This window comes from Caulobacter sp. GW821-FHT10C03 (assembly GCF_059415485.1).
The window spans coordinates 30,813-54,025 of the sequence record NZ_JBWKNI010000008.1; the positions used below are offsets into that span (position 1 = coordinate 30,813).

22 protein-coding genes are annotated in these 23,213 nt (G+C 68.0%); 7 read left to right on the forward strand and 15 right to left on the reverse strand.

The genetic code is table 11. From position 1 onward, the window contains the following. Positions 1-9: 9 nt before the first annotated feature. Positions 10-2,211, reverse strand: a complete 2,202-nt coding sequence (locus AC07NG_RS12595) for a catalase (protein WP_494594347.1) — start codon at positions 2,209-2,211, stop codon at positions 10-12. 231 nt (positions 2,212-2,442) lie between these two features. Here AC07NG_RS12595 and AC07NG_RS12600 point away from each other — a divergent pair, with 231 nt between their 5' ends. Continuing rightward, positions 2,443-2,718 carry a glycosyltransferase family 2 protein gene (locus tag AC07NG_RS12600; protein WP_494594348.1) on the forward strand — a complete coding sequence of 92 codons (276 nt, stop codon included), beginning with the start codon at positions 2,443-2,445 and terminating at the stop codon, positions 2,716-2,718. A gap of 12 nt (positions 2,719-2,730) precedes the next feature. Then, positions 2,731-3,348, forward strand: a complete 618-nt coding sequence (locus tag AC07NG_RS12605) for a hypothetical protein (RefSeq protein WP_494594349.1) — start codon at positions 2,731-2,733, stop codon at positions 3,346-3,348. Here the strand turns inward: AC07NG_RS12605 and AC07NG_RS12610 are convergent. From AC07NG_RS12610 to AC07NG_RS12625, 4 genes are read right to left on the reverse strand one after another with little or no spacing between them, the layout of a single operon-like run. Continuing rightward, entirely contained in the window at positions 3,345-3,926 is a 582-nt protein-coding gene (locus tag AC07NG_RS12610; RefSeq protein ID WP_494594350.1) for an SAM-dependent methyltransferase, read from the reverse strand. The genes AC07NG_RS12605 and AC07NG_RS12610 overlap by 4 nt on opposite strands. Continuing rightward, positions 3,923-4,681, reverse strand: coding sequence for a PIG-L deacetylase family protein (locus tag AC07NG_RS12615; protein WP_494594351.1), 759 nt, complete (start codon positions 4,679-4,681; stop codon positions 3,923-3,925). Before AC07NG_RS12615 ends, AC07NG_RS12610 begins: the two co-directional genes overlap by 4 nt. Beyond that, a complete protein-coding gene (locus tag AC07NG_RS12620) occupies positions 4,675-5,778 on the reverse strand; it encodes an acyl-CoA dehydrogenase family protein (RefSeq protein ID WP_494594352.1) in 1,104 nt (367 codons plus the stop codon). Before AC07NG_RS12620 ends, AC07NG_RS12615 begins: the two co-directional genes overlap by 7 nt. Position 5,779: 1 nt before the next feature. After that, entirely contained in the window at positions 5,780-6,352 is a 573-nt protein-coding gene (locus AC07NG_RS12625; protein WP_198574849.1) for a ferritin-like domain-containing protein, read from the reverse strand. Between the two features lie 303 nt (positions 6,353-6,655). Between AC07NG_RS12625 and AC07NG_RS12630 the strand changes: the two genes are divergently transcribed. The 5 genes from AC07NG_RS12630 (at position 6,656) to AC07NG_RS12650 (ending at position 12,680) form a co-directional block, all read left to right on the forward strand. Next, positions 6,656-7,000, forward strand: coding sequence for a hypothetical protein (locus AC07NG_RS12630; protein ID WP_494594353.1), 345 nt, complete (start codon positions 6,656-6,658; stop codon positions 6,998-7,000). Between the two features lie 51 nt (positions 7,001-7,051). Further along, entirely contained in the window at positions 7,052-7,795 is a 744-nt protein-coding gene (locus AC07NG_RS12635) for a hypothetical protein (protein ID WP_494594354.1), read from the forward strand. A 147-nt stretch (positions 7,796-7,942) separates the two neighbouring features. Then, on the forward strand, positions 7,943-8,527 hold the full coding sequence (locus tag AC07NG_RS12640; protein ID WP_494594355.1) for an extracellular catalytic domain type 1 short-chain-length polyhydroxyalkanoate depolymerase: 585 nt from the start codon (positions 7,943-7,945) through the stop codon (positions 8,525-8,527). Then, on the forward strand, positions 8,476-12,123 hold the full coding sequence (locus AC07NG_RS12645; RefSeq protein WP_494594356.1) for an RHS repeat-associated core domain-containing protein: 3,648 nt from the start codon (positions 8,476-8,478) through the stop codon (positions 12,121-12,123). The genes AC07NG_RS12640 and AC07NG_RS12645 overlap by 52 nt, the downstream gene beginning before the upstream one ends. 77 nt (positions 12,124-12,200) lie before the next feature. Then, on the forward strand, positions 12,201-12,680 hold the full coding sequence (locus AC07NG_RS12650; protein ID WP_494594357.1) for a hypothetical protein: 480 nt from the start codon (positions 12,201-12,203) through the stop codon (positions 12,678-12,680). A 520-nt stretch (positions 12,681-13,200) separates the two neighbouring features. Here AC07NG_RS12650 and AC07NG_RS12655 read toward each other — a convergent pair. The 10 genes from AC07NG_RS12655 to AC07NG_RS12700 form a co-directional block, all read right to left on the reverse strand. Further along, positions 13,201-13,335 carry a hypothetical protein gene (locus AC07NG_RS12655; RefSeq protein ID WP_494594358.1) on the reverse strand — a complete coding sequence of 45 codons (135 nt, stop codon included), beginning with the start codon at positions 13,333-13,335 and terminating at the stop codon, positions 13,201-13,203. Between the two features lie 234 nt (positions 13,336-13,569). After that, positions 13,570-17,040: a TonB-dependent receptor domain-containing protein gene (locus AC07NG_RS12660; protein ID WP_494594359.1), complete on the reverse strand. Its 3,471-nt coding sequence runs from the start codon at positions 17,038-17,040 to the stop codon at positions 13,570-13,572. A 102-nt stretch (positions 17,041-17,142) separates the two neighbouring features. Further along, positions 17,143-18,084, reverse strand: a complete 942-nt coding sequence (locus AC07NG_RS12665; RefSeq protein ID WP_494594360.1) for a FecR family protein — start codon at positions 18,082-18,084, stop codon at positions 17,143-17,145. A gap of 80 nt (positions 18,085-18,164) precedes the next feature. Further along, a complete protein-coding gene (locus AC07NG_RS12670; RefSeq protein WP_494594361.1) occupies positions 18,165-18,668 on the reverse strand; it encodes an RNA polymerase sigma factor in 504 nt (167 codons plus the stop codon). A 104-nt stretch (positions 18,669-18,772) separates the two neighbouring features. Further along, entirely contained in the window at positions 18,773-19,534 is a 762-nt protein-coding gene (locus tag AC07NG_RS12675; RefSeq protein WP_494594362.1) for an energy transducer TonB family protein, read from the reverse strand. Further along, complete coding sequence (locus AC07NG_RS12680; RefSeq protein ID WP_494594363.1) at positions 19,531-19,941, reverse strand: YbaN family protein; 411 nt, start codon at positions 19,939-19,941, stop codon at positions 19,531-19,533. Before AC07NG_RS12680 ends, AC07NG_RS12675 begins: the two co-directional genes overlap by 4 nt. Next, the gene (locus AC07NG_RS12685; protein ID WP_494594364.1) at positions 19,925-20,521 is read right to left on the reverse strand and encodes a biliverdin-producing heme oxygenase; all 597 of its coding nucleotides are present in this window, start codon (positions 20,519-20,521) and stop codon (positions 19,925-19,927) included. Before AC07NG_RS12685 ends, AC07NG_RS12680 begins: the two co-directional genes overlap by 17 nt. A 368-nt stretch (positions 20,522-20,889) precedes the next feature. Beyond that, positions 20,890-21,519 carry a pyridoxamine 5'-phosphate oxidase family protein gene (locus AC07NG_RS12690; protein ID WP_494594365.1) on the reverse strand — a complete coding sequence of 210 codons (630 nt, stop codon included), beginning with the start codon at positions 21,517-21,519 and terminating at the stop codon, positions 20,890-20,892. Between the two features lie 43 nt (positions 21,520-21,562). After that, positions 21,563-21,994 carry an OsmC family protein gene (locus AC07NG_RS12695; protein WP_487290341.1) on the reverse strand — a complete coding sequence of 144 codons (432 nt, stop codon included), beginning with the start codon at positions 21,992-21,994 and terminating at the stop codon, positions 21,563-21,565. A 75-nt stretch (positions 21,995-22,069) separates the two neighbouring features. Continuing rightward, a complete protein-coding gene (locus AC07NG_RS12700) occupies positions 22,070-23,146 on the reverse strand; it encodes a helix-turn-helix domain-containing protein (RefSeq protein ID WP_492854599.1) in 1,077 nt (358 codons plus the stop codon). Between the last annotated feature and the right edge of the window lie 67 nt (positions 23,147-23,213).

The following is a 23,213-nucleotide window of genomic DNA, read 5'->3' on the forward strand; positions in this document are numbered from 1 at the left end:
GCCCATCGCTCATGCGGGATCGGCGACCAGCGGCTTGGGCGGCGGACGCACGAGAGGCTCGCGCGCCCAGACCCGGCCCGTCGAGGCCGTCGCGATGAAGTCGTCGACGCTGGCGGCGCTGACATCGATCAGGCCTTCGTCGTCATCCGGCCCGACGTCGGTGATGCCGCCCTTGGCGAACAAGGGGGCGGCCGAGGGCAGGTAGGCGATGACCTTGAGGTGGCCGTAGGCGTCGCGCAGGAAGTTCACAGCCGCCGCTTCCATCGTCAACTGCGCGCCGCCTTCTTCGGACGGCAGGATCGCCACCGCGTCGAACAGCACCGAGGGGCCTCCATCGATCTTGTGGTCGGCCGGCAGCAGGGCGCCGCCGGCGGTGGTCACGCCATAGATGGTCGGCGCGATGATCTGCAGCCGCGCACCGGCCGCCTCCACGGCCGCCTTCAGCTTGGCCAGCAGCTTGTCGTCACTGCCGTCGCTGACCAGGACGCCGACCTTGCGACCTTCCAGCGTCGGCTGCGCCTTAGCCAGGAGGCTGAGCATCGGCGAGGGGGTCATGTCCTGGGCCGGTATCGGCGCCGGAGCCGGAACGATCTCGCCGGGGAAGCCAAGGCCCTCGGCCACCGACCGAGCCAGGAACTCATCAATGTGGATCAGGCGCGAGAGCACGGCCTCGCGCACCCGCGGCGTCACGCACTTGCTGAGCTCGAACACCAGGGCCGCGACGATGTGGTCCTGCTCGGGCTTGGTCTGGCTGGCGAAGAACAATCGGGCCTGGGTGTAGTGGTCGGCGAAGGTCTCCGGCCGCAGGCGCAGCTGCTCGCCGGCCTCGGGGTTGGGGAAGGCCTGGAAGCCGCGCTCGAGAGACTCGCGCGCCACGTCCTGGCCCAGGCTCGACGGCTCGTAGTTCACCTGGCCCTTCGGAACGCCCATCTGCATGTGGCCGTCGCGCTGCAGATTGTGGAACGGGCACTTGGGCTGGTTGATCGGGATTTGATGAAAGTTGGGCGAGCCCAGCCGCTTGAGCTGGGTGTCCTGGTAGGAGAACAGCCGGCCCTGAAGCAGCGGGTCGTTGGTGAAGTCGATGCCCGGCACCACGTGCGAGGCGCAGTAGGCGACCTGCTCGGTCTCGGCGAAGAAGTTGTCTGGGTTGCGATCCAGCACAATGCGCCCGACGACGCGCAGCGGTACGTCCTCCTCGGGGATCAGCTTGGTGGCGTCCAGCACGTCGAAGGCAAAGCCGTCGGCCTGTTCCTGGGTGAAGGTCTGCAGGCAGAACTCCCACTCGGGGAAATCCCCGCCCTCGATGGCTTCCCAAAGGTCGCGGCGGTGGAAGTCCGGATCAGCGCCGTTGATCTTCAGGGCCTCGTCCCAGACCACCGACTGCGAGCCGAGCTTGGGCCGCCAGTGGAACTTCACGAAGGTGCTCGTCCCCGCCGCATTCACGAGCCGGAAGGTGTGGACGCCGAAGCCCTCCATCATCCGCAGTGAGCGCGGAATGGCCCGGTCGCTCATCGCCCACATGATCATGTGCATGCTCTCGGGCGTCAGCGAGATGAAGTCCCAGAAGGTGTCGTGGGCGGTCTGGGCCTGCGGGAACTCGCGATCGGGATCCTGCTTGGCCGCGTGGATAAGGTCGGGGAACTTGATGGCGTCCTGGATGAAGAACACCGGGATGTTGTTGCCGACGAGATCGAAGTTGCCTTGTTGGGTGTAGAACTTCACCGCGAACCCGCGCACGTCGCGCGGCAGGTCGGCCGAGCCCTTGTTGCCGGCCACGGTCGAAAAGCGCGTGAACACCGGGATGCGCTCTCCAGGCCGCTGCAAAAAGTCGGCGGCGGTGATGTCGGCGCAGGAATCCAGGCACTCGAAGAAGCCGTGCGCGGCCGAGCCGCGGGCGTGGACCACGCGCTCGGGGATGCGCTCATGGTCGAAGTGCATGATCTTTTCGCGCAGGATGAAGTCCTGCAGCAGCACCGGGCCGCGCACCCCGGCCTTCAGCGAGTTCTGGTTGTCGGCGATCGGCACGCCCTGGTTTGTGGTCAGCTGCGTTTCCGGGCCGTCGGCCTGCTGGTGGGTCTCGCCGCCGGGCGCGATCAGGGTCTCGCCTTCGGTCGAGGGGCCCGCGGGCCTGGGGGGAGGGGCGTTGGTCGGGGGCGTGGCGCCGGCGCGTGCGCCCGCTGTCTTGGCCTTGGTCTTAGCCGGGGTGGCCATGGGGCGTCTTTCAATTTTGAGGTGTGGCAAACTAACGTTCGCGCGGAGTCGAGGTTGCTGTCGCCAAGCCGACATAACTCCCTGAAACCGCGATTTATTTTCGTGCGCGCCTCCCTTCGAACCTTCCGCTCCGTGGAGAGTTTGCACCCCGCCGCGTCTCTGTGAACGGCTTGGGAACGAGAGCAGGAACGTCATGCGCGCATCGATCTTTCACCGGCCGGGAATCTCGTCTTGAAGCGCCGCGTAGCGGTGGCCGTTCCGGCGCGAAATGAGGCCGCCTGGATAGAGACCTGCCTGGCCCGCCTGCTGGCGATGGAGCGCGACGATCGGATCGCGTCGCTTCGCATCGTGGTGCTGGCCAACAGCTGCACCGACGACACCGCTGAGCGCGCCCGTCGCCTCGACGACGACGTCGAGGTCGTCGAGATGCGGCTGGGTCCTGACCAGGCTCATGCCGGCGGGGCCCGGCGCGCCGCGTTCGAGGCCGCCGCGGCCCTTCTGCACTAGCCCGAAGACCTGTTGCTGACCACCGACGCCGACACCCATGTCGACGGCGACTGGCTGTTGCGTACGCTCGACCACATCGACGCGGGCTACGACGCGGTAGCGGGGCTGGCGCGGCTCAAGGGCGCTGAACTGCGCGGCCTCGACCCGGCGCACCGCGCCCGGCTGGCCCTCCTGCGCCGCTACTACGCCGCCCTCGACGCTTTGCGGGCAGGGCGGAGCGACGAGGCCTGGCCGCACCACTTCTACGAAGGCGGCGCGAGCATGGCCCTGACCCTCGACTGCTACGCCCGCATCGGCGGCGCGCCGGCCCCGCCGGTGGGCGAGGACAAGGCGCTGTTCCAGGCCGTGAGGGCGGCAGGCGGACGCGTGCGCCACCCCATTGACGTCAAGGTCTTCACCTCCTGCCGCCTGGCCGGTCGCGCCGTCGGCGGAACTTCCGACACGCTGGACCTGTGGGGTCGCCAGGCGATCGATGAACCCATCCACGAGGCGCCGCCGCTCAATGTCGCCCTCGGTCTCGCGCCGTCGGGACCCGTCCTGACCTTCGCCGACCTCCCGGCCGAGATCGACAAGGCCCGCGCCTTGGTGCGTATCGGGCGCGAGCGGATGCTGCTGGCCCAGGCCGGTTAGACCCAACGCCACAGATCGAGGCGATAGTCTGCGTTGCGCTGGGCGGTCTCCACGCCGACGGCGTCGCCCAGGTTGGCGCGCAGGCCTTCGACGGCCTCGTCGGCGGTCTTGGGATAGTCGGTCTCGCCCAGCCAGTGCACCAGCAGGATCCGCCCGCCGGGGAAGCGGGCCGCCCGGAAGGCCTCGGCGGCCAGGGCCAAGTCGCCGTCGTCCCAGTAGTATGCGACCTCCGAGAGCACGATCAGGTCGAAGGCCCCCGACACGGGATCGCGCGGAACCTGCAGCAGGGCGAATTCGACATTGGCCAAGTCGGCGCAACGCTTTCGCGCCTGATCCAGGGCGGTCTCCGAAACGTCGAGCGCCAGGAGGCGGCCGCAGCGTTCGGCCAGTTGCTGGGTCAGGACACCGATCGAACAGCCGACCTCCAGCGCACGGACGGCGCGCTCTTTGCCGAGGGCGGCGAGGGTGGCGGCGTACTTCCCTCGCTCGTAGTCGCTGGTCCCGAAGCCCCAGGGGTCGGGATTGGCGGTGTAAAGGCCTTCGAAATAGCCCGGCTCCAGCGAGCGGGTCTTTCTCAACGCCTGCACTCCAGGAAGATCTCGACCGGCCGGTCGGTCAGGGCAGCCAAGTCCAGCGGCACCTGGAAGGCCTCGGCGGCGTCCTGGATCATCGGCGTCATCTGGGTCTCGTGGCAGGCCAGGGCCTTTCGTCTGCGAGCGATCTCGTCGCCGCACATCAGGCCCCAGACGCCCTTGGCGCCGTGGCGATGGGCCAGGTCCGGATCGGCCCAGCCCCAGACCAGATATTCCATCTTCACCGGCTCGCGGGTGTCGATCGAGGCGATGTAGTCCGACGCCAGAAGGTTGGCCGCGACATGGTCGCAATGCCGTTCCTCGCGCCACGGCGCCCAGACGCTCCACGGCTTGAAGCCGTCGGACCAGTCACGCAGCTCCCGCAGCGACGCGGCGTAGGCTGCATCCTCACGAGGGATCGGCGAGCCGTCGGGCCAGCCCATGAAATGGACGTCCCCCGCCGGAACGCCCAGCACCTTGAGAGCCGCAAGGGCCTCCTGCCGCCTGGTACGCGCCAGCCGCTTGGGCGGCCAGGTTGGCGATCCGGTGTGCGAGCCCGCGCCGTCGGTCAGATAGGCCACGCGCGGCCTCAGGCCCAGCTTGCTGGCTGTCGCGATCAGGCCGCCGCAGCCCAGTGTCTCGTCGTCGGGGTGCGGCGCCAGGATAAGCAACGGCGACAGGCCGTCCAGCACCGTGGCGTCGAGGCTGAAGGCCTGGTTGACCAGGGCCGCCCAGGCCGGCTCGCCCATCGCCGTCACCACAGGGGATCGTCCATCCAGGCGTCCTTGGCCAGGAACGCCGCCGCCGCGCGGTCCAGCGCCTGGTCCGGCACGGGCTGGCGTAGATAGAGCGCCAGGTCGCGGCAGGCCTGGTCCAGCGGGTTGTCGACGAAGAAGGCCCGCGTGCCGACGCTGCGGGCCGCCGCTTCCATCACGGTCAAGCCGGCTTCCTCGACCACGCCTCGGGTCATCAGGACGAAGCTGATCGCCTCGGGGCCGGCGTTCGTCGCCTCGGCCCGCTCGGCCGCTTCCCGCACCCACAGATAGGCCGAGCGCGTCGCCGCCAGCGCCTTGCCGAAGCGGGCGCGATGGATCGGGTCCTGGCCGGCCGGCGAGGCCGCCAGATGGTCGCGCAGCAGCGTCAGCACGTGCTCGACCCCGCCCAGTTGCACCGCCGTGAACCGCCAAGCCCCGGACGAAAAACGCGGCTCGCGCTCATAGTCGCCGGGCGCGCCCAACCGCGTCGCGGGGTCTACGGGCAGGCCGGTAAGGTCATAGGTCCCGCTGACCGTCGCCTTCATGCCGCGCACCCGCCAGGCCGAAGGATCGGCGCGGGCCGGATCGGCGGCGTCCGCCAGGACCATTTGCTTGCCGCCGCCGGCCGTGGCGCCGGTGACTACGGCGATGTCGATGTGGCCCGCGCCGGTGGCGTAGGACTTCGCGCCGCGCAGCCGGTCGCCAGCGATCGTCACGCCCGGCGCCGGTTCGGTGTTCCAGACGCCCAGCACCTTGCCGGCGGCGAGATCGGCATCCAGCGTCTGCCGCTGCTCGGCCGAGCCGTACCAGGCGACCAGCCGCGCGCCGTTGACGTGACCTTCGAAGATCCGCCCGAGGCTCAGATTGGCGCGGCCGACAAGGCGCAGCGCCTCCATCAGCTCGCGCGGGGAGGGCGCATCGCCGGCCATCACCTCCAGCGCGCTGATCGACGCCAGCAGGGCGACGTCCTCGGCGGGAAACTCGCCGCTGGCGTCGAGATCCGCGGCGCGGGCCCGAGTGGCGGGCAAAGCATGGCGCAGCGCGGCCAGCACCGCCGCCACAGACGGCGGGGCCAGCGCTGGCGAAAACGCGACCTGCGCCAAGTCAGGCGTCCTCGAGCATCGGCGTGCCTTCGTGCGCGACCAGCAGGTCGTGCATGTCGTCGGCATGCTCCTCCTCGACAGTGAGAATGCCTTCCAGCATCACCCGCGTGGTCGGATCGTCGTCGCCGAAATAGCGGATCAGTTCGCGGTAGTGCTCCACCGCGATCCGTTCGGCGATCAGGTTTTCCTTGATCATGTCGACCAGGTTCTCGCCCTCGACATATTGCGAGGCCGAGCGGCTGGCGAGGCCCTCTGGGCTGAAGTTCGGCGTGCCGCCCAGCTGGGTGATGCGCTCGGCCACGGCCAGGGCGTGGGCGTGCTCTTCCTTGGCGTGCTCGGCGAACTCGGCCTTCGGGCCCTGACTGGAGATCCCCGAGGCGATGATCGAGTGCAGGGTGTAGCGCAGCACGCAGACCAGCTCGGTGGCCAGCACCGTCTGCAGGATCTCGATGGTCTTCTTGACGTCGCCGCCATAGGCGGGCGTCAGCGCGCCATCCTCCAGGTGCTCCCGCGCCCTGGCTCGCAGGGTCTGCACGTCGCTGAGGAAGGGTTTGTCGCCGGCTTGGTCGTTCATCTTGCGTCCCTCGATGATCCGAGCATGCAACGCGCCGTGGGCGGTCTCGATCCGGAGGGGCGTGCGACGGCGGTCGCCTTTATTCGTCGAGGCGAAACAGGTGGCGAAATATATTCGCGGAGAATTTGACGTCGATTGTTTGATGATGCCGCCGAGCGTGAATTATTTTCACGATGCGTGCAAATATTTATATTCATATTCCCCGAGATAAATTCCCATCTTTCCGGGGATAAGCTGCGGATCATGGTGCAACCTTGTCGGGTCGAGAGGGCTTAACTCCGCACCTCTCGGAGATCCACGAACATGTTGAAGCCCATGATTGGCGTCGCGCTCGCCGCGATGCTGCTGGCCGCCTGCGGCCAGAAGAACGCCGACCACGAAAAGGTCGAAGGGCCTGCGGTCTCCGCGCCGGCGGCTCCGGGGAACGCCGCCGTCGACACCGCGCCGACCACCGGCGAGACCGGCCCCACCCCGGGCGCCAGCTCCTACACCGCCGACCAGGCCCGCATGGCCATCGAGAAGGCCGGCTACACCGCGCTGGGTCCGCTGAACCAGAACGCCAACGGCCTGTGGCAGGGGGAAGCCACCAAGGATGGCCGCAAGGTCAGCGTCTCGATCGACTACAAGGGCGCGATCACCGAGCTCTAGGCTCGGCCGTCCTTGCTCGCCTCAAATCATAACCTTTCTGGGAAGATCCACATGAGCAAGACCATCACCCGGCTGTTCGACAGCCACACCGAGGCGCTCGACGTCGTCTCGGACCTGGAAACCTACGGCGTCGGCCACGACCGCATCAGCCTGGTTTCCGACAACACCGACAACTGGCATGACGGCGACCGCAAGGCCGACGGTCCGCTGGGCGACCACAATGGCGACGGCGACAACGACGTCGCCGACGGGGCCGGCAAGGGCGCGGCCACCGGCGGTCTGGTCGGCGGCGGGGCGGGCCTGCTGGCCGGCCTCGGCATGCTGGCCATTCCGGGCCTGGGTCCGGTCGTGGCGGCTGGATGGCTCGCGGCCACCGCAGTCGGCGCCGCGGTCGGCGCCGCCGCCGGCGGCGCCACGGGCGGCCTGCTGGGCGCCCTGAAGGAGGCCGGTCACAGCGACGACGAGGCCAATGTCTATTCCGAAGGGGTGCGTCGCGGCGGCGCCCTGGTCAGCGTCAAGGCGCATGACAACGAGATCCAGGCCGTCGAGCGGATCCTCGACGAGGGGCGCGGCGTGGACGCGGTGACGCGCGGCGACGCCTATCGTCAGGACGGTTGGACCAGTTTCGATCCGGCCGCCACGCCGTACAGCGCCGAGCAGATCGGTCGCGAGCGCACCCTCTACGGCGAGAACCGCTCGTTCGAGGCGGCTCCGACCGACGATGTGCTGATCGATGACGACGCTGTTCGCCCCGAGGACCGCGACGTCAGCGACCCCGTCCGTCGCGACTACTGAGCCTTCGCCCCGACTCTGGAAACATCTGGAGTCGGGGCGTCTTTCGCGCTCGGCGGAAAGACGTGATCAAGCGTGATGGCGCCTTTGCTGCATTGCAGCATTGAGACTGGGCGGCGGCTTTCCGTCTCGCTCTTTCAGGACATCACCATGCCGAGCCTCGGCGACACCACCGCGATGCTGGCGCGCCTGCGCCTTACGTCCTTCCCGACCTCCGACACGACGGGGCGCCTGACGCGCATCGACGACTTCGGCGCCAATCCCGGCCGACTGACGATGCTCGGCTATCGCCCGGAAGGGCTGGCGCCAGGCTCGCCCCTGGTCGTTGTTCTGCACGGCTGCACCCAGACCGCCGCGGCCTATGCGGAAGGCGCCGGCTGGCTCGACATGGCCGATCGGATGGGCTTCATGGTCGTCGCGCCCCAGCAGCCGCAGGCTAATAATGCAGGCCGCTGCTTCAACTGGTTCCTGCCGGGCGACATCCGGCGCGGCGAAGGCGAGGCGGCGTCGATCGCGGCGATGGTCGCCCACGCGGTCGAGACCCATGATCTCGATCGAAGCCGCGTCTTCGTCACCGGCTTGTCGGCCGGCGGGGCGATGACCGCGGTGATGCTGGCGGTCTATCCCGACCTCTTCGCCGGCGGCGCGGTGATCGCCGGTCTGCCCTATGGCGCGGCAAGAGCGTGGTTTCCTGGCCGCTGGCCGGTCAAGCCTGGCCCGACGGCCGCAGTCTGACCTACGCCTATGACGCTAGCTACGGCACGCTGACCAGTGTCAGCGCCTCGACGGGCTATCGCCTCGACTTCACCTACGGCGCGCCTGATGCGCTGTTCTCCTGCGCGGCGACCTCGGCGCCCACCATCGCCGACAAGCACTCGAGGCTGACGCGGGTGGCCGACAATACCGGCCGGGGCGTGGACTATTACTACCCCCTGTCGTCCTGCGGGGCCTTTGGCCTGGGCTCGGTGTCCGACGTCGAGCAGAAGGTGACGACCTATCGCCTGGGCGCGAGCGTCAACGTCGCCGCCGCCGACTTCTGGGGGGCGGTTTCGACCAGCGGCCTGCAGCTGCAGGGCGTGACCCTGCCGGGACAATCGAGCGAATTCACCTCCATCACCTACCGCAGCATCGGCGGGGTGGCGCAACTGTCCAAGGCCAGTGGCGGCGTGTTCGACTACGAGGTGGCGGGCGGGGTCAGCGCCACGCGCCGCCCTGACGGTGGACGCTCGCTGCAGGCCCAGGCGCCGTTCGGCGGCGGCTGGGCCCTGGATCCAGCGGCCGGCGCGGTTTCGACCTCACGGGCTAACGCCCTGGGCGCGACCTTGGAAAGCGCCCTGACCGACGTGGCGTCGGGCTATGTGCTTTCCCGCTCGGCCTCGACCTATGATCGCCTGGGCCGCCAGACCCGATCCGAGGAGATCGCCGCCCAGCACAGCATCGTCGGCACGACCTTCTCGGAGGCCTCGCTGGTCACCCAGACGGCCTATGGCGATGCGGCCTGGCCGTTCTCTGCGACCAGCGTCACCGATCCGCGCGGCGCGGTCGAGACCACGGCCTATCATGCGACCTTCGGCAAGCCGGTCAGCGTCGCCGGGCCACTCGGGGCCCTGCAGACAATCACCTATGGAACCTCCGGGGCCAGCGCTGGCCTGCCGACCGAGGCGCGCCAAAAGATCTCCAGCACTCAGGACCAGGTGACCACCTTCGCCTGGACGGCGACGGGCGCTCTGCAGGGCCTGACCTTGGATCCACAAGGCGTGAACGCCACGACGACGCTCGCCTATAACACCCTGGGCGACGTCACCTCGATCGCCGGCCCGCTGGGTAACGGCGATGTCAGCTACTATGCCTGGACGCCGTCACGGAAGCTGAGCCGGCAGGTCTCGCCGCCGGCCAACACCGGCAAGTTCCCGACCCTGCAGGTCGCCTATACCGACGATGGCGAGGTTAGCTCGGTCCGCAAGGGCGTGGCCACCGACACCCAGGGCGGCGGCTTCGCGCTTTCGGCCGAGACCGCCTATGTCTACGACGCGGGCCGCCGGCGCATCCGCACGACCAGTCCCGCCGGCGTGACCGAGGCCAGCTACGATGGCTTGGACCGGGTGGTCTGCGCGGCGGTTCGGATGAACCCGGCGACCTATGCTGGTCTCACCGGCCAGGCTTGCAGCCTGACGACGGCCGGGAGCTATGGCGCGGACCGCGTCACCCAAACCCTCTACGACCTGGCCGGCCGCAAGACGTCGGTGATCGAAGCCTTGGGCACGGCGCGCCAGCGCACTTACGAGGCCTACGGCTACGAGGCCGACGGCAAGCCGCGCTGGGTGGAGGACGCCAACGGCAACCGCACCACCTACACCTACGGCGCCTTCCGTCGCCTGGTGCAGCAGAACTACCCGTTGACCGCCCGCGGGGCGCACGCCTCCAGCACGACGGATCTCGAGCAATACAGCTACGATCCGAATGGCAACCGCATCGGCTGGCGCCTGCGCGACGGCTCGATCATCGATTACGCCTACGATGCGCTGAACCGGATGACCGGCAAGAGCGGGGCCAAGGTTCCCGGCGTCACCTACGCCTACGACCTGGCCGGCCGCCCGACGGCGACGTTGTTCTCGGCCAGCGGATCCGGGGTGACCTACGGCTACGACACCGCTGGACGGCAGGTGACCGAGACGACCTTTGGCCGAACCTTGTCCTATGCCTACGACAAGGCGGGCAACCGGACCCGGCTGACCTGGCCAGACGGCCCCTATATCGTCAATACGGTCGATGCGGCCGGCCGCTTGAAGGGTGTGGCGCTGATCGACAGCGCGCCGTTCCTGACCTACGGCTTCGACGATCTGGGGCGGCGAACCTCGGGCGTGTTCTGGAGCGGGGCGTCGACGAGCTGGGCCTTCGATGCGGCCGACCGCTTGACCAGCTTGGCCCACGACCTGCCCGGAACCGGCCAGGACGTGACCTTCGGCTTCGGTTACAATCCGGCCGGCCAGACGGTGAGCCAGACGGTTTCCAACAGCGTTTATGTCTGGGCCGCGCCAAGCACGAGCCTGGCGGCTACGGCCGACGGCCTCAACCGCGACGCGGCGATCGTGGCGATCGGCGGCGGCGACTGCGGGGTTTCGGGCAAGGGCTATGACTGTAACGGCAACATCACCAACGATGGGGCTGGCCGCACGTTCGGTTACGATGGTGAGAACCGGCTGAAGGCAATGACCGGGCCGGCCAGCGCCAGCCTGGAATACGACCCACTGGGACGACTTTCCAAGAGCACGATCAATGGGACTGTCACCCAGTTCCTCTATGCCGGCGAAAAGCTGGTGGCTGAGTACGACGGTTCAGGGGCGATGCTACGGCGCTACGCGCCCAGCTATGGCGTCGACGAGGCGGTCCTGTGGTGGGAGGGCGCGGGGAGCGGTAACCCCCGCACCCTGCACGCCGACCGTCAGGGCTCGGTGATCGCCGCGGCAACACCGAGTTCGGCCACCGTCTATACCTACGGCCCGTATGGCGAGCCGGGCGACAACTGGGGCGCCGGCAGCCGCTTCCGCTACACCGGCCAGATCGCCCTGCCGGAGCTGAAGCTCTATCACTACAAGGCGCGGGCCTATGATCCGGCGCGGGGATGGTTTCTCCAAACCGACCCCATCGGTTATGAGGGGGGGGCAAATCTCTACGGTTATGTCGGTGGGGACCCGCTCAACAAGAGCGATCCAACGGGCATGCTTGACGCCTCATCTCCGTGGGCGCGGACGCTGCTCGGGCTATCGCAAATTGATGGGCCGGAGCCTGGTCCAGCGGACTTCGTGATTGCTGCTGGATCCATCGGTTACTACGGTGGAAAAGGCCTTGCTCTCGGCTATAAGTGGACTGAACGGAAGTACAACGACTATAGAATTGCACGGCAGCATGAGCGACTTATGGACGCCATGATGGCTGACGCATCGGGCGTGCAGCTCGATCCATCAGATCCGGCGGCCGCTCAGCAAGTCTTCTCCCAGCGCTATATTTCTGGGCGCGGCGGTCGTTGGGGAGGGGCACCCACTCGGCAGCAAAACTTTAGAATTGCTATGGAACTAAGACTTCTTGGTTATTCCATAAAAAATGGCGGTGGCATTGGTCCTGAAGAATATATTGCTGGCCCGGGACCTGGAACGAGCGGTGGAACGTTTGTAGACATTACGGCAGTTTCTAGAAATGGACGTACCTTGAGAGTGCAGACTGTGACAACCCTGGCTGACGGTGTTACGCCTACGCCAAGCGAACTTGCGGCAGCAGCGCGGATCCGTACTGCTTTTCCCAAAGACAAGCTTTTACTCGTTCCAAAGCGATGATTATGAGTAGAATATTATTCTTTTCGACCCCGCTCGATATTGTCCCGGCAATTGTGAATCTTTGCGCCAATGCTCCTATGAAATTTGTCGAGATCGGAGATTTCGAGACGCCTGATAGGCCGATTTATTTTGGCGCGGAAGAGGTGCCTGAGCCTGGAATCTCTACACATGAAACTGGAAGTTTATCTAGAAGCTATTTGGTTTCTCGTGCGGATGTGGGGATTAATTCGAATTACTTTGTTGACAGGAAGGGGCGGCGGCGATGGGTGGTTGATCCCGGGGTCAATCCTAAAACGGTCGTTTTAACAATGGCTGGTATGTGGCGCGGTGGAATGCTTTTGCCTGGGAATATGGCTGCGATGCACAAAGATGCAGATAGTCAACAGATTATGAGATGGTTTTTATCTGCGCTGCGGCGTGAAGGTTTTCATAAAGTGCGAAATTGGTGGATCGGCAAGGAGGCTATGCGAATGCTTAAGGATGGAGTGCGATTAAGCACCACTGCAGAGCAGTCGCCGCCTGAGTTCGATCTAAAGATTCCTGATGGCGGTAATTAGGGGCAGGCAAGAGTCCACTGGGCGTCTTACTGGGCCGCGAGGTCGAAAAACCGGTCTCGAAATTCCTGGTCATCGGCCAGCCGCGCGAGGTTTATTTTCCGAGCGACACCTTCGAGGCGATCGTGCGCGGCTAGGATCCCCAGCCGCTTCCCTCCAAGCGCAGCCGTCGTCTGCAACTGACCGATCTGGAGAGTACCAAGCGGATCTTCGGCGGCTTGGCGCTGGGCGCATAGGAGCAGCCGCAGCCAATTGCAGATCATCGTGCTGGACCACGCCGAGGACGAAGGCGTGGGGCGGCTATGACGATATCAAGGGTGTGGCCAACTGGCGCTGCGTTGAGGATTTCCTGATCCTGGCGGCGACGTTGAGGCGCCGGCCAGCACTCCATTCACGGCCGCCTCCATGTATCCGCCTGGCGAGGATCCGGATCGGCGGCCAGGATGGTTCGGGTGAACTCGCCACAGTGTTCCAAGTGCGCTGGCCCTTCTAGGCTGGGTCCTAGCCCATCTGCTCGAGCGGTTCAGCCGGAAAGTGGCCCTGCTCGGTCTTTGGACTCTTGCAGGCAAACTGTGTTGGGCTCGGTCTCGGCCAGCCAGTTGATCAGGTTGTCGAGCCGGCCCAACAAGTTGTCGATGTTGAAGGTGGCGATCCGCACTGCTCATGGCCTTTCAAACGCGGACTTCGTTTGCGGCCTTTGTCACTCCGGGGAAGTCTCTGGAGTACAATAGCGTACTCGTAGATATCGGTTTCGTCCGACAAGGGGCGCCAAGCTTACGCTAGACTACGACGCACTACGCCAGAGCCGCCGAGGCTACGATCCCTTACTCCGCAAGGCGTTGAGTGGCCGACCAGGAGGTAGGTTCGAGCCTGCCTCCTGGTGGTCATTTGATCAGAAGCTGTAGTTCAGGCCGATGCGCAGGCTGTGGGTCTCCAGCCGGTTCTTGGCGTCGCGACCGACCGCGACATCGACGCCGCCGGGCGTCGTCACCCCGCCGCTGGTGTAGCTGCGATTGACGTTCTGGCTGGCGCGGTCGAAGTGGAAGCTCGTCTCCGGATAGTAGCCGTAGAGATATTCGCCGCGCAGCGAGACGCGGTTGCTGAAGGCCAGCTCCGCGCCGCCGCCGAGCAACAGGCCGGCGCGCGTCTTGTCCGCCGTCTCGGTGAAGTAGGGGCGGGTGGTGAAGCCGAAGGGATAGGCCGCGCTGGCCGAGGTCGAGCGGAACTGGGTCCGGGTCTGCTCCTCGCGGGTCACGGTCAGGCCGCCCGTGCCGTAGTAGAGCGTCCGACCCACCGCCTGGCCGACGCGCAGGCGCGCCGAGGCGCCGCCGTCGTAGCGATAGGCGTATTCCGCCTGGAGAATCTCGTTGCGGTCGTAGCGGCCGGTGTCGAGTTCCTTCGAGACGAAGCCCTTCTTGCCACGGCCCCGGGCCAGTTCGCCCTCGACCTCGACGCCGACCACCAGGCCCGACGGTAGCTGGCGGTTGTAGCCGAAGTGCAGTCCGGCCAGGGGCGTCTCGACCTGGCGATCTGTGCGTTCGGAAGCGGCCACGACGCTGGTCGCGCCGTTGGCGTTGCGGGTCTCGCCCTTGGCCCGCATGAATTTCCAGCCCCAGTCGGCGCCGGCGTAGAAGCCGCTCCAGTCGCCGTCGAAGTCCTGCAAGGGCGACTGGACCAGCGCGCCGGCGGCGTAGCCCCGCACCCGGTCGAGCGCCGAGGAGGGCGCGGGCCGTTGGCCGTCGCCGAACCGGCTGACCAAGCCGACGCGGACGGTGCGCCCCGGCGCGGGCAGGATGCCGGCGCCTTCGCCCAGGGTCAGGGCGTCGACGTAGTAGCGGTCGAACACGTTGTCGACGGTGAGTGTGAAGGTCGCCTTGTCGCTGAAGCGGTAGCTGCCGAACAGGTCGACGGTCTCGTAGGCCGGCTGGCGCTCGACCTTCACGTAGCGCGCGCCCAACTGGAGGTTCTCGTCCATCAGGCGCGTCCCGACCGTCGCCGACATCGTGCGCTTGGGCGGCACGTGATTGACGAACCACGACTGGCTGGTTTGCGGCATGCCATCGTAGCAGCGCACGTTTTGGGTCGGCGTCTGGCGATAGCAGCTGGTGACCTCGGTGTATTCGGTCCCGGCCAGCTCGACATAGGCCAGGCCCATGTCGTAGCGCGCCGACAACTCCACGCCTTGGGTCGTGACGCGCGGGATGTTCGTGCGCACCAGGATGTCGGTGTAGTTGCCATTCGGGGCGGTGAGGGTCTCGCTGCCCAGGGTGATGTAGTCGGTGACGTCGTTGCGGAACCAGCCAGCCTTCACCTGCAGCAGGTCATCGCCGGTGAACAGGCCCAGCCGCTGGTAGTTCACGCCGACTTCGGTGTTGTGGGCGTGCTCGGGGCGCAGGCTGCTGTAGGGATTGGTCGAGCCGGAGAAGCCTTCGGCGCCCTCGAACGGGCTGGGCGAGCGGAACGCCTCGGCGTAGCGGGCGTAGGTCTGCAGGCCGGGGACCGGTTCGACGACGACCGAGATGATCGGCGCCACGCCCGAGGCCTTGTCACGGTTCTGCAGGCCGCCCTGCACCCAGCTGGTGCCGGTCTTGTGGTCCTGGACGACGGTTTCGACGTAGCGGGCCGCGGCGGTGAAGGTCGCCCAGGGGGCCGGCTTGTACTCGCCGCTGACGAAGGCGCTGTATTGCCGGCGCCAGCCGTCGAGCGTGGTGTCCCAGGCAGCCCCCGGATAGCGGGCGTTCAGTTCGTCCCAGTCCTTGGACTTGCCGAAGTCCTCGTGGTCATAGGCCGCGCCGTAGGCGAGGGCCAGGGCGCCGGCGGTTCCCGAGAACCGCGAGGTGTTCGACACGGTCAGGCCGTGGCGGTTGGACAGCGTCGCGGCGAACTTGTCGGAATTGTAGATGTCGTCGCCGCCGAAGTTGAAACGCACCGGATCGATGACGAAGCTGTCGACGCGCGAAGCCCAGAGGTCGGCGCGGAAATCGACGAGCTGGCCCTCGGGCTTGTAGCGATAGCGGGCGGTGTAGGTGTCGACCTTCACGTCCGAGTTCGTCTGGTAGGGCGTGTCGCCGTACATCAGCTGCGAGGGCTTCATCTCGCCGAACTTGGTCTCGTAGCGCATGTACGACAGGTCGATGGTGTGGGCAGTGGTCGGCCGGAACACCCCGCGCAGCAGGTAGGACGTGTTGTCCTGCGAGGAGTTGATGACCTGCTCCTCATAGCCGAACCGGTTGGCGCCGCCCTTCCAGGCGTCGGGCGAGATGCCTTGCGAGCCCGAATAGTAGTTACCGTTCTTGCGTGTGGCGTAGGCGGCCACGAGGTCGAACCGGTCGGCGCGGTAGGCGCCGGCGATCGAGGCGTTGCGGCCGTTGAACGCCAGGGTGTCGGGGCGATCGAACTTGCGGACGGCCGGCTCGGAGCCGCCGACGGTGACCTTGGTCGGGGGCGTGCCGTTGTTGCCGCTGAGGCCGCCGCGCACCACCAGGCCCCACGATCCGCCCGGCGCGACGATATCGCCGGCGTTGAGGGTGCGGGCGCGCAGCAGGCCGCCGGTCGCGCCCGTGCCGTCGGCCGCCGCCGTTGGTCCCTTTTCGATCGTGACGCCGCCGATCAGGGCCGGATCCAGATAGGTCCGGCCCGCCATGCCGGCATAGCCGCGATAGACGGTCGATTCCTGCATCGCGCCGTCGATGACCACCGGCACGCGGCCCTGGCCCTGCATGCCGCGGATGTTGACGTCGAGGGCGCCGGAGTTGCGGTTCTCGGCGTTGAGCACGCCCGGCACACCGCTCAGGAAGTCGCCCGTGGACGAGCCCCGAAACCGTTCGATCTTGTCCTGCGACAGGTAGGCCGAGGTCCCCGCGCCGCGATAGGTCCCTGCCTCCAGGACAGCGTCGCTCGCCGCGCCGTCGCCTGCCTCGCCAACGCCCTGCGCGCCGCTGGCCCCGCCGTCGCCGGTCGATCCGCTCGCGCCTTCGACCCGCAGGGCGCCCAACTGCACGGCGCCCGCCGCGTCGGGGGCCTTGTCAATTATGACGGTGGTGGGCGAGGTGAAGCGATAGTCCAGGCCGGTGCCGGCCAGCAGTTGGCTGAGCGCTTGGGCGGGGGTGTGGGCGCCCTTGACCGCCGAGCCGCGCGCATCGGCGCGCACGCCCTTGGCGTAGCCGACCTGGATGCGCGATTGCTCGGCGAACCGTTGCAGGCCCCGTCGCAGTGGCTGGGCGGCGATGTCGAAGTCGATCGTCCCCGCGCGCTGGGCCGTCGGCGACTGGGCGAAGGCCGCGCCGGCGGGGAGGGCGATCAGGATCGCGGCCGTGGCGAGCAGGCAGGCCCGCAGCGGACGGGACGAGGTACGAGAGGGCATGGAGGCTCCAGGCGGTAGGGCGATCGTTATGCGATTGCTCCGCATTCGCATTTCAAAACCTTGACGTTCGCCGCGTCGCTTCACCCAACGGCAGGGTGAGAATTATTTGGCCAGCACGACCGCGCCGCCGGGCAGGCGGATCAGGCGCAGGCCGGCCATGTCGGCCAGCACCTTCAGGGCGTCGTCCGGCGCCTGGGTCAGGAAGATGCCGCTGACCGGCGTCCTGGCCGCCTGGCCCGGCTGCACCAGCACCGGAGCCGAGCGATAGCGGGCCACGGACTTGACCGCATCGGCCAGGGGCGCGTCCTCGACGACGATGTAGCCGCGCCGCCAGGCCGCGATGACCTCCTCGTCGGCGTCGTCCAGCCGCTGGAGGCCGGCGTCGGCGCCGAAGCGCGCGCGCTGCCGGCGCTGAAGCACCAGTTTGCGGCCGCCGTGCCCGGTCTCCACCTGGACGGAGCCGTCGGTCACCGAAACCTCGGCGGCTCGCCCGTCGCGCGCCACTTCGAAGGCGGTGCCGATGTCCTCGACGACGCCGTCGGCGGTCGCGACCCTGAAGGGGCGGGCGTCGTCGTGCTTCACCTCGACCCAGACGCGTCCTCGCAGGAGATCGACGCGTCTTTCGCCGTCGTCGTAGCGCACGGCGATGGCGCTGCCGGTGTCCAGCGCGGCCTGGGTGCCGTCCGGCAGCACCAGGCTGCGCACCTCGCCTGCCGAGGTGGCGTCGGTGGCCAGGAGTCGTTGGCCGACCTGGGGCGCGGCGACCGCCAGGGCCAGGCAGGCCGCGACGGCGCCGCCCCAGGCGGCGGGCGAACGCACCAGCGGCCGGCGGGGGCGCAGCGCCACCACCCGGCCGCCGTGATCTTCCAGACTGCGCCAGAGGGTTCGCGTGCTCTCGAAGGCGGCTCTGTTCTCGGCGTCGGCGGCCAGCCAGGCCTCGAAGCCCGTCATCTCGTCGGCCGTCATTGAGCCTGACGCGAGGCGCACGATCCAGTATTCGGACTGCTCGATCGCGTCTGAGGGAGGCGTCGCGCCGCCGGCCATGGATGGTTCTCGTTCCAGAGGTGAACTCTCGTCTTAGACGTTTGCGGTCGGCGTCGTCCCAAGCCGGCGACGATGTTTTCTCATCCGCTTTCGCGCGCGACCCGCAGGCGGGCCAGCACGCGGCGAAGGTGGTTTTCCACGGTGGTGGTCGAAACGCCGTAGAGGGCGGCGATATCGACGATGCGCCTGTCCTCGAAACGATTGAGCCGGAACATCGTCCTGCCGGGGTCGGGCAGGGCCTCCAGCACCTCGAGCACTCGGGCGAGCGCCTGCCGGTCAATGACGCTGGTCTCGGCCGACGCCGACGCGGTCGGTCCCCACAGATAGGTCTCGGCTTTGGCCTGGATCCGCTGGCGGGCGGCCTCGGCGCGCCGGTGATCGATGGCCAGGTTCGAGGCCAGCTTGAAAAGGTAGGCGCGAGGATTGCGAACGGCGACGTCCTCGATCTGCTGCACCTTCAGCCACAGCCGCTGCAGCACGTCCTCGGCGGCCGGCAGGCTGCCGACGATACGCGTCGTGCGTCGCAGCAGGGCCGCATGCTCCGACACGAGCAGCGCCGTAAGGGATTGGGCGAGGGAGGGCATGACCGGGGGTGAATCAGTGGGGACGGTCTAGTTAGATCAGTTGAGAATCATTCTCAATATTTCGATCGGTCACGACCTGGGCGCACTCCGTCATGGCCGCCCCATCAAGGCGCGCCGATGAAGAATTCCACAGGCACGACCAGCTCCAGCTGATCGGGACGGTCGTTCGGGATCGGGGGCAGGGGCTGGGCCCGCTTGGGCGCCTCCACGGCGGCGCGATCGAGTTCGACGAACCCCGACGAGCGCTCCAGGCGCGCCCACAGCACCTTGCCGCCGCGCTCCATGCGGAAGCGGACGTGGGCCACGCCCTGCTGGCGGCGCAGCTGGGCGGCGGGCGGATAGCGCCGCTTCTTCTCCAGCGCCGCCAGCACCTGTCCCTCCCAGGTGGCGACGGCGTTGCTGGCGGCGCGAGGCGCGGCCGGCGCGGCCTGCACCGGCGGCGCGGTCGTCTCGGGCGCGGCCGGACCCGGGTCGGTCGGGGCGTTGGGGCGCGGCGGGGTGAAGAACGCCGGATCGGGCGCGTTCGGCGCGGGCTTGACCGGCGGTGGATCCGGTGGCGTGGGCCGGGAAGCCTGACGCTCGACCTGTTCGGGGCCGGGAGGGACCTCGCGCGGCGGGGCCGGGGGCGAGGTGGTCTCCAGTTCCACCACTATCGGCGCGACCGGGGGCGGGGCGACGAAGTCGGGATGAAAGCCGCCGAACAGCAGGGCGCCGGCCAGGGCGGCGTGCAGGCCGACCGACACTGTCAGGCCTACGACCGTACGAGAGCCGCGCCGAGGCGAGCCGGCGGGCGAGGCTGGGGCGAGGGTGTTCGGGGCCGGCCAGGGCAGGGGCCTGTCGCCGTCAAGCAGTGCGATCGGCTTCACCCCCGCGCGCCTCGCGACGGGCGTGAAACCACATAGGCCGCGCACAGGCCGATGACCGCCGCCACGACCAGCAGCAGCGGCGGCTTCGGATGGGCCGCCCACCAGAAGACCGCCATGCCCGTCGCCATGCCGCCGCAAGCCATGAGCTTGGCGGCAGGCGGGATGGCCCGGTCGCGCCGCCAAGCCCGCAGCGTCGGGCCAAAGCGCGGATGTTCGAGCAGCCATGCCTCGAGCCTCGGCGACGAGCGGGCGAAGCAGGCGGCGGCCATGATCAGGAACACCGTCGTCGGCATCAGCGGCACGAAGACGCCGACGAAGCCGAGCGCGACGCAGGAAAGGCCCAGGACCAGCCAGATCCAGCGGGCCAGGCGCGGACGCGTGGGGCGGGGGTCAGGCGAAGGCGTCATCGACCAGGCCCCGCACCCGACGGAAGGCGGCCGCCGCCCCATCGACCGCGCGGGTCTCCTCGACGTCGCCGAAGACCAGGCCGTCGAGGGCCGCGACGAAGCCGCGCCAGTGGCGGCCTCGGCCGCCCGGATGCGGGGCGAGGTGGCGGGCGCCGAAGGTCTCGTCCAGGCCGAGGGGCGCCGCCGCCTTCAGCAGGAAGGCCGCGCCGAGGTTGGAGCCCTCCGCCACATAGAGCCAGCCGAAGGCCTCGGCGACGTCGATCGGCGCCGCGCCGAACACCGGCGGGGCGACGGCCCTCGGCGCCGGCTGGCCCAGGTCGCGGATGTCCTGAGCGATAAGGTCCAGCCGCCGACGTTCCGGCAGGTCGGGGACCAGGGCCGCCAGTTCGGGATGGGCGTAGAGCGCGTCGATCTCGTGGTGGAAACCCCACTGGGCTCTCAGAAAGCGGCCGTAGCGGACGCGGTCGCGGAACGGCTCCAGCGACATGATCCGGCTGTCGAGCTGCTCGTGGGTGGTGTGGGTGCGGGCCTTCAGCCGCTTGGCGCGGGACGGGTCGTGGATCGAGACGTGGGCGTTCATGGGGCCTTCCGGAGCGTGGGGAGCTTCGGGGCGCGTCCGCGATCGCGTCGCGGTCGCGCCTCATGGGTATGACGAATCCCAAGCGGGGTTTCCCAACCAGAATCTGCTGGATGAGCGTTTGAAGGCGCCGCGCCGCCTAGAGCGACAACGCCATCATCGACAGCGAACAGGCAAAGGCCTCGAACATCAGTGGCTTGAGGCTGAAAGCTCGAGCGCGGGGCGTCGTGGCGGCTGCGGCGAGTACGGTCATGGGCGCCCTTTTATGAGAATCGTTCTCAATAATCGAGAGGATCCCCGAAGGCGACAAGCCATCTTTGGTTTCAACGGCGACTGGCGGCCGGTCATCTCGCCTGGGAAGGTCGTGGGCCTTAGCGCCCGGCCTCTCCCAGGCGCTCGCGCAGGGCGCGGTTCTCGGCCTTCAGCGCCTCCAGCTGCTCGCGAAGCGGCTGGATCGCGCGGGAGATCTCGGCCTCGGTGAAGCGTGGGACGATGTGCTGGGGGCAGTTCCAGTCGAACGCCGCCAGCCGCAGCCGGAAAATGCGCTCCGGCTTGGCGCGGTAGCCGGGGTCGGACACTCGCGCCAGCAGCGCCGGATCGGCGTCGAGCGCCAGGCGCTCGGCGTGGGCCAGGATCTTCAATCTGGCGCGCCGGGGATAGTCGACCAGGATCAGGGCCACGCGGTCGTCGGCGTCCAGATTGCCGACGCTGATGTACTGGCGATTGCCGCGGTAGTCGGCGAACGCCAGCGTGGTCTCGTCTATGACCTTCAGGAAGCCGGGCGGCCCGCCGCGATGCTGCACGTAGGGCCAGCCGGTTTCCGACACGCTGGCCATGTAGAAGCTGTCGCGCTCGGCGATGAAGGCCTCTTCGTTGGCGGTGAACGCCTCGAACTGTCGATCGACTTGCCCGGGCGTCCAGAGATGATCGACGCCCATCTCGGCCTGTGCGGATCTCACGCTCGCCGAGCTGGCGAGGTCCAGGAAGCTGTATCGGCTCACGAAGAGTCCCTCATCGCGCTAGGCCTGGGCGCGGCCGGCGGGCCTAGTCGACCAGCGCCGCGTCCAGGGTGATCTCGGCCTTCAGAAGTTTGGAGACCGGGCAGTTGGCCTTGGCGCCGGCCGCCAGCTTCTCGAAGGTCTCCTGGTCGGCGCCGGGGATCCTGGCCTTCAAGGTCAGGTGCGAGGCGGTGATCGCGTAGCCGCCGTCGACCTGCTCCAGCGTGACCTTGGCCGAGGTGTCCAGCTGGTCGGCCCGCAGCCCAGCCTCGCCCAGCACCAGGGACAGGGCCATGGTGAAGCAGGCCGAGTGGGCGGCGGCGATCAGTTCCTCGGGGTTGGAGCCGGGCTGGCCCTCGAACCGGCTGGCGAAGCCATAGGGATAGTCCTGCAGGGCGCCGCTCTCGGTCGAGATCGAGCCCTTGCCGTCCTTGATGCCGCCGCTCCATGCGGCCGATCCTGTCCTGACGATCTTCATCGCATTCTCCTTGCGCCTTGAAGCCGCATCGACAGAGCCATGATCAGCGCCTCCCGGCTTGAACGAAAGCGGTATTCAGGCGCTCGACCCGGCGGCGCTCTGGAACGCCCTGATGTTTGCCGGCATCTCGGGCGGGATGTCGAAGGCCGCTTCGCCGGCCAGACTGCCGGTTCTGTGGAGGTCCAGCGCCTGGGATCGGCATTTGGAGGGGGTCATGCCGTATGAGGCGCGAAAGGCGCGCCCGGCGGCGGTGTGGCTTTCGAAGCCCCAGCGACGCAGGATGGCGGCGATCCTCTCGCGCGCCTGGGATGGGTCTGACAGATCGCGGAACGCGCCCGTCAGCCGGCGTCCAAGAATGTATTTTCCGATGCCGCCGTGCGGTTCGAACATGCGGTAGAGGGTCGGGCGCGTCACGAAGAACTGGGTGGCCAGGGCGGCCGGGCCAAGGCCGGGGTCGCCGATATCCCGGTCGATGCGCCGGCAGATGGCCCGGAACTGGCTCCTGCGCAGCTCGGCGCGGGTCGCCGCGCGGCTCTGGCTGTTGGCCCGCACGACGCCGGCGAGCAGGGCGGCCGTGGCGTGGCTCCATTCCAGTCCCTGGGCGATGGTCAGGCTTGAGCCCTGCCGCCACATCTCTTCCAGGTGTTCGCGGACGGCGACGCCGGTCTCGCTGTCGCGGCGCAGGATCAGCCCGTGAACATCGCCCGCGTCCGCCAGCAGGGGCAGGAGCAGGTCGCGGGAGACGATGACCGACAGGTTGTCGATCCCGTCGGTGCGCAAGGCGGACGGGCGGGACAGGTCGAGCATGCAGATGTCGCCCGGCCTGACCTCCTGCTCGGCGCCGTCCAGCGTCAGGATGAAGCCCTGGGTCCGGTAGAACTGGACATGGAAGTGATCGACGCCGGTCCGGGCGATGAGCTGGGGCGTGCGGATCATGATCGAGGCCGGGGCCTGCGACATGCCCAGCTTGATCGGGCCGTAGTCGTAGAGCGCGAAGTCCATGACGTAGCCGGCGCGAGCCTCGGGCGAGGGCGCTTCCAGTTCGAACATCGTCGCCAGCAGTTCGCGGCAGGCGGCGAAGCTGTCGGCGTAGTCGGCGCCGATGCAGGCCGCCAGATGCGGCAGACGATCCTCCTGGACGCCGTTCGTCATGCGTCGAATCCCCCGTTGGCAGACTGTCGGCCCAGACCCCTTCTATGCAGTCCTGACCCCCCCGGGC

Coding starts and splice junctions, on each gene's coding strand:
- AC07NG_RS12650 (WP_494594357.1), top strand. CDS start 12,201: ATGAAATTTGTCGAGATCGGAGATTTCGAGACGCCTGATAGGCCGATT.
- AC07NG_RS12695 (WP_487290341.1), bottom strand. CDS start 21,994: ATGAAGATCGTCAGGACAGGATCGGCCGCATGGAGCGGCGGCATCAAG.
- AC07NG_RS12700 (WP_492854599.1), bottom strand. CDS start 23,146: ATGACGAACGGCGTCCAGGAGGATCGTCTGCCGCATCTGGCGGCCTGC.
- AC07NG_RS12685 (WP_494594364.1), bottom strand. CDS start 20,521: ATGAACGCCCACGTCTCGATCCACGACCCGTCCCGCGCCAAGCGGCTG.
- AC07NG_RS12595 (WP_494594347.1), bottom strand. CDS start 2,211: ATGGCCACCCCGGCTAAGACCAAGGCCAAGACAGCGGGCGCACGCGCC.
- AC07NG_RS12625 (WP_198574849.1), bottom strand. CDS start 6,352: ATGAACGACCAAGCCGGCGACAAACCCTTCCTCAGCGACGTGCAGACC.
- AC07NG_RS12680 (WP_494594363.1), bottom strand. CDS start 19,941: ATGACGCCTTCGCCTGACCCCCGCCCCACGCGTCCGCGCCTGGCCCGC.
- AC07NG_RS12635 (WP_494594354.1), top strand. CDS start 7,052: ATGAGCAAGACCATCACCCGGCTGTTCGACAGCCACACCGAGGCGCTC.
- AC07NG_RS12640 (WP_494594355.1), top strand. CDS start 7,943: ATGCCGAGCCTCGGCGACACCACCGCGATGCTGGCGCGCCTGCGCCTT.
- AC07NG_RS12670 (WP_494594361.1), bottom strand. CDS start 18,668: ATGCCCTCCCTCGCCCAATCCCTTACGGCGCTGCTCGTGTCGGAGCAT.
- AC07NG_RS12660 (WP_494594359.1), bottom strand. CDS start 17,040: ATGCCCTCTCGTACCTCGTCCCGTCCGCTGCGGGCCTGCCTGCTCGCC.
- AC07NG_RS12665 (WP_494594360.1), bottom strand. CDS start 18,084: ATGGCCGGCGGCGCGACGCCTCCCTCAGACGCGATCGAGCAGTCCGAA.
- AC07NG_RS12630 (WP_494594353.1), top strand. CDS start 6,656: ATGTTGAAGCCCATGATTGGCGTCGCGCTCGCCGCGATGCTGCTGGCC.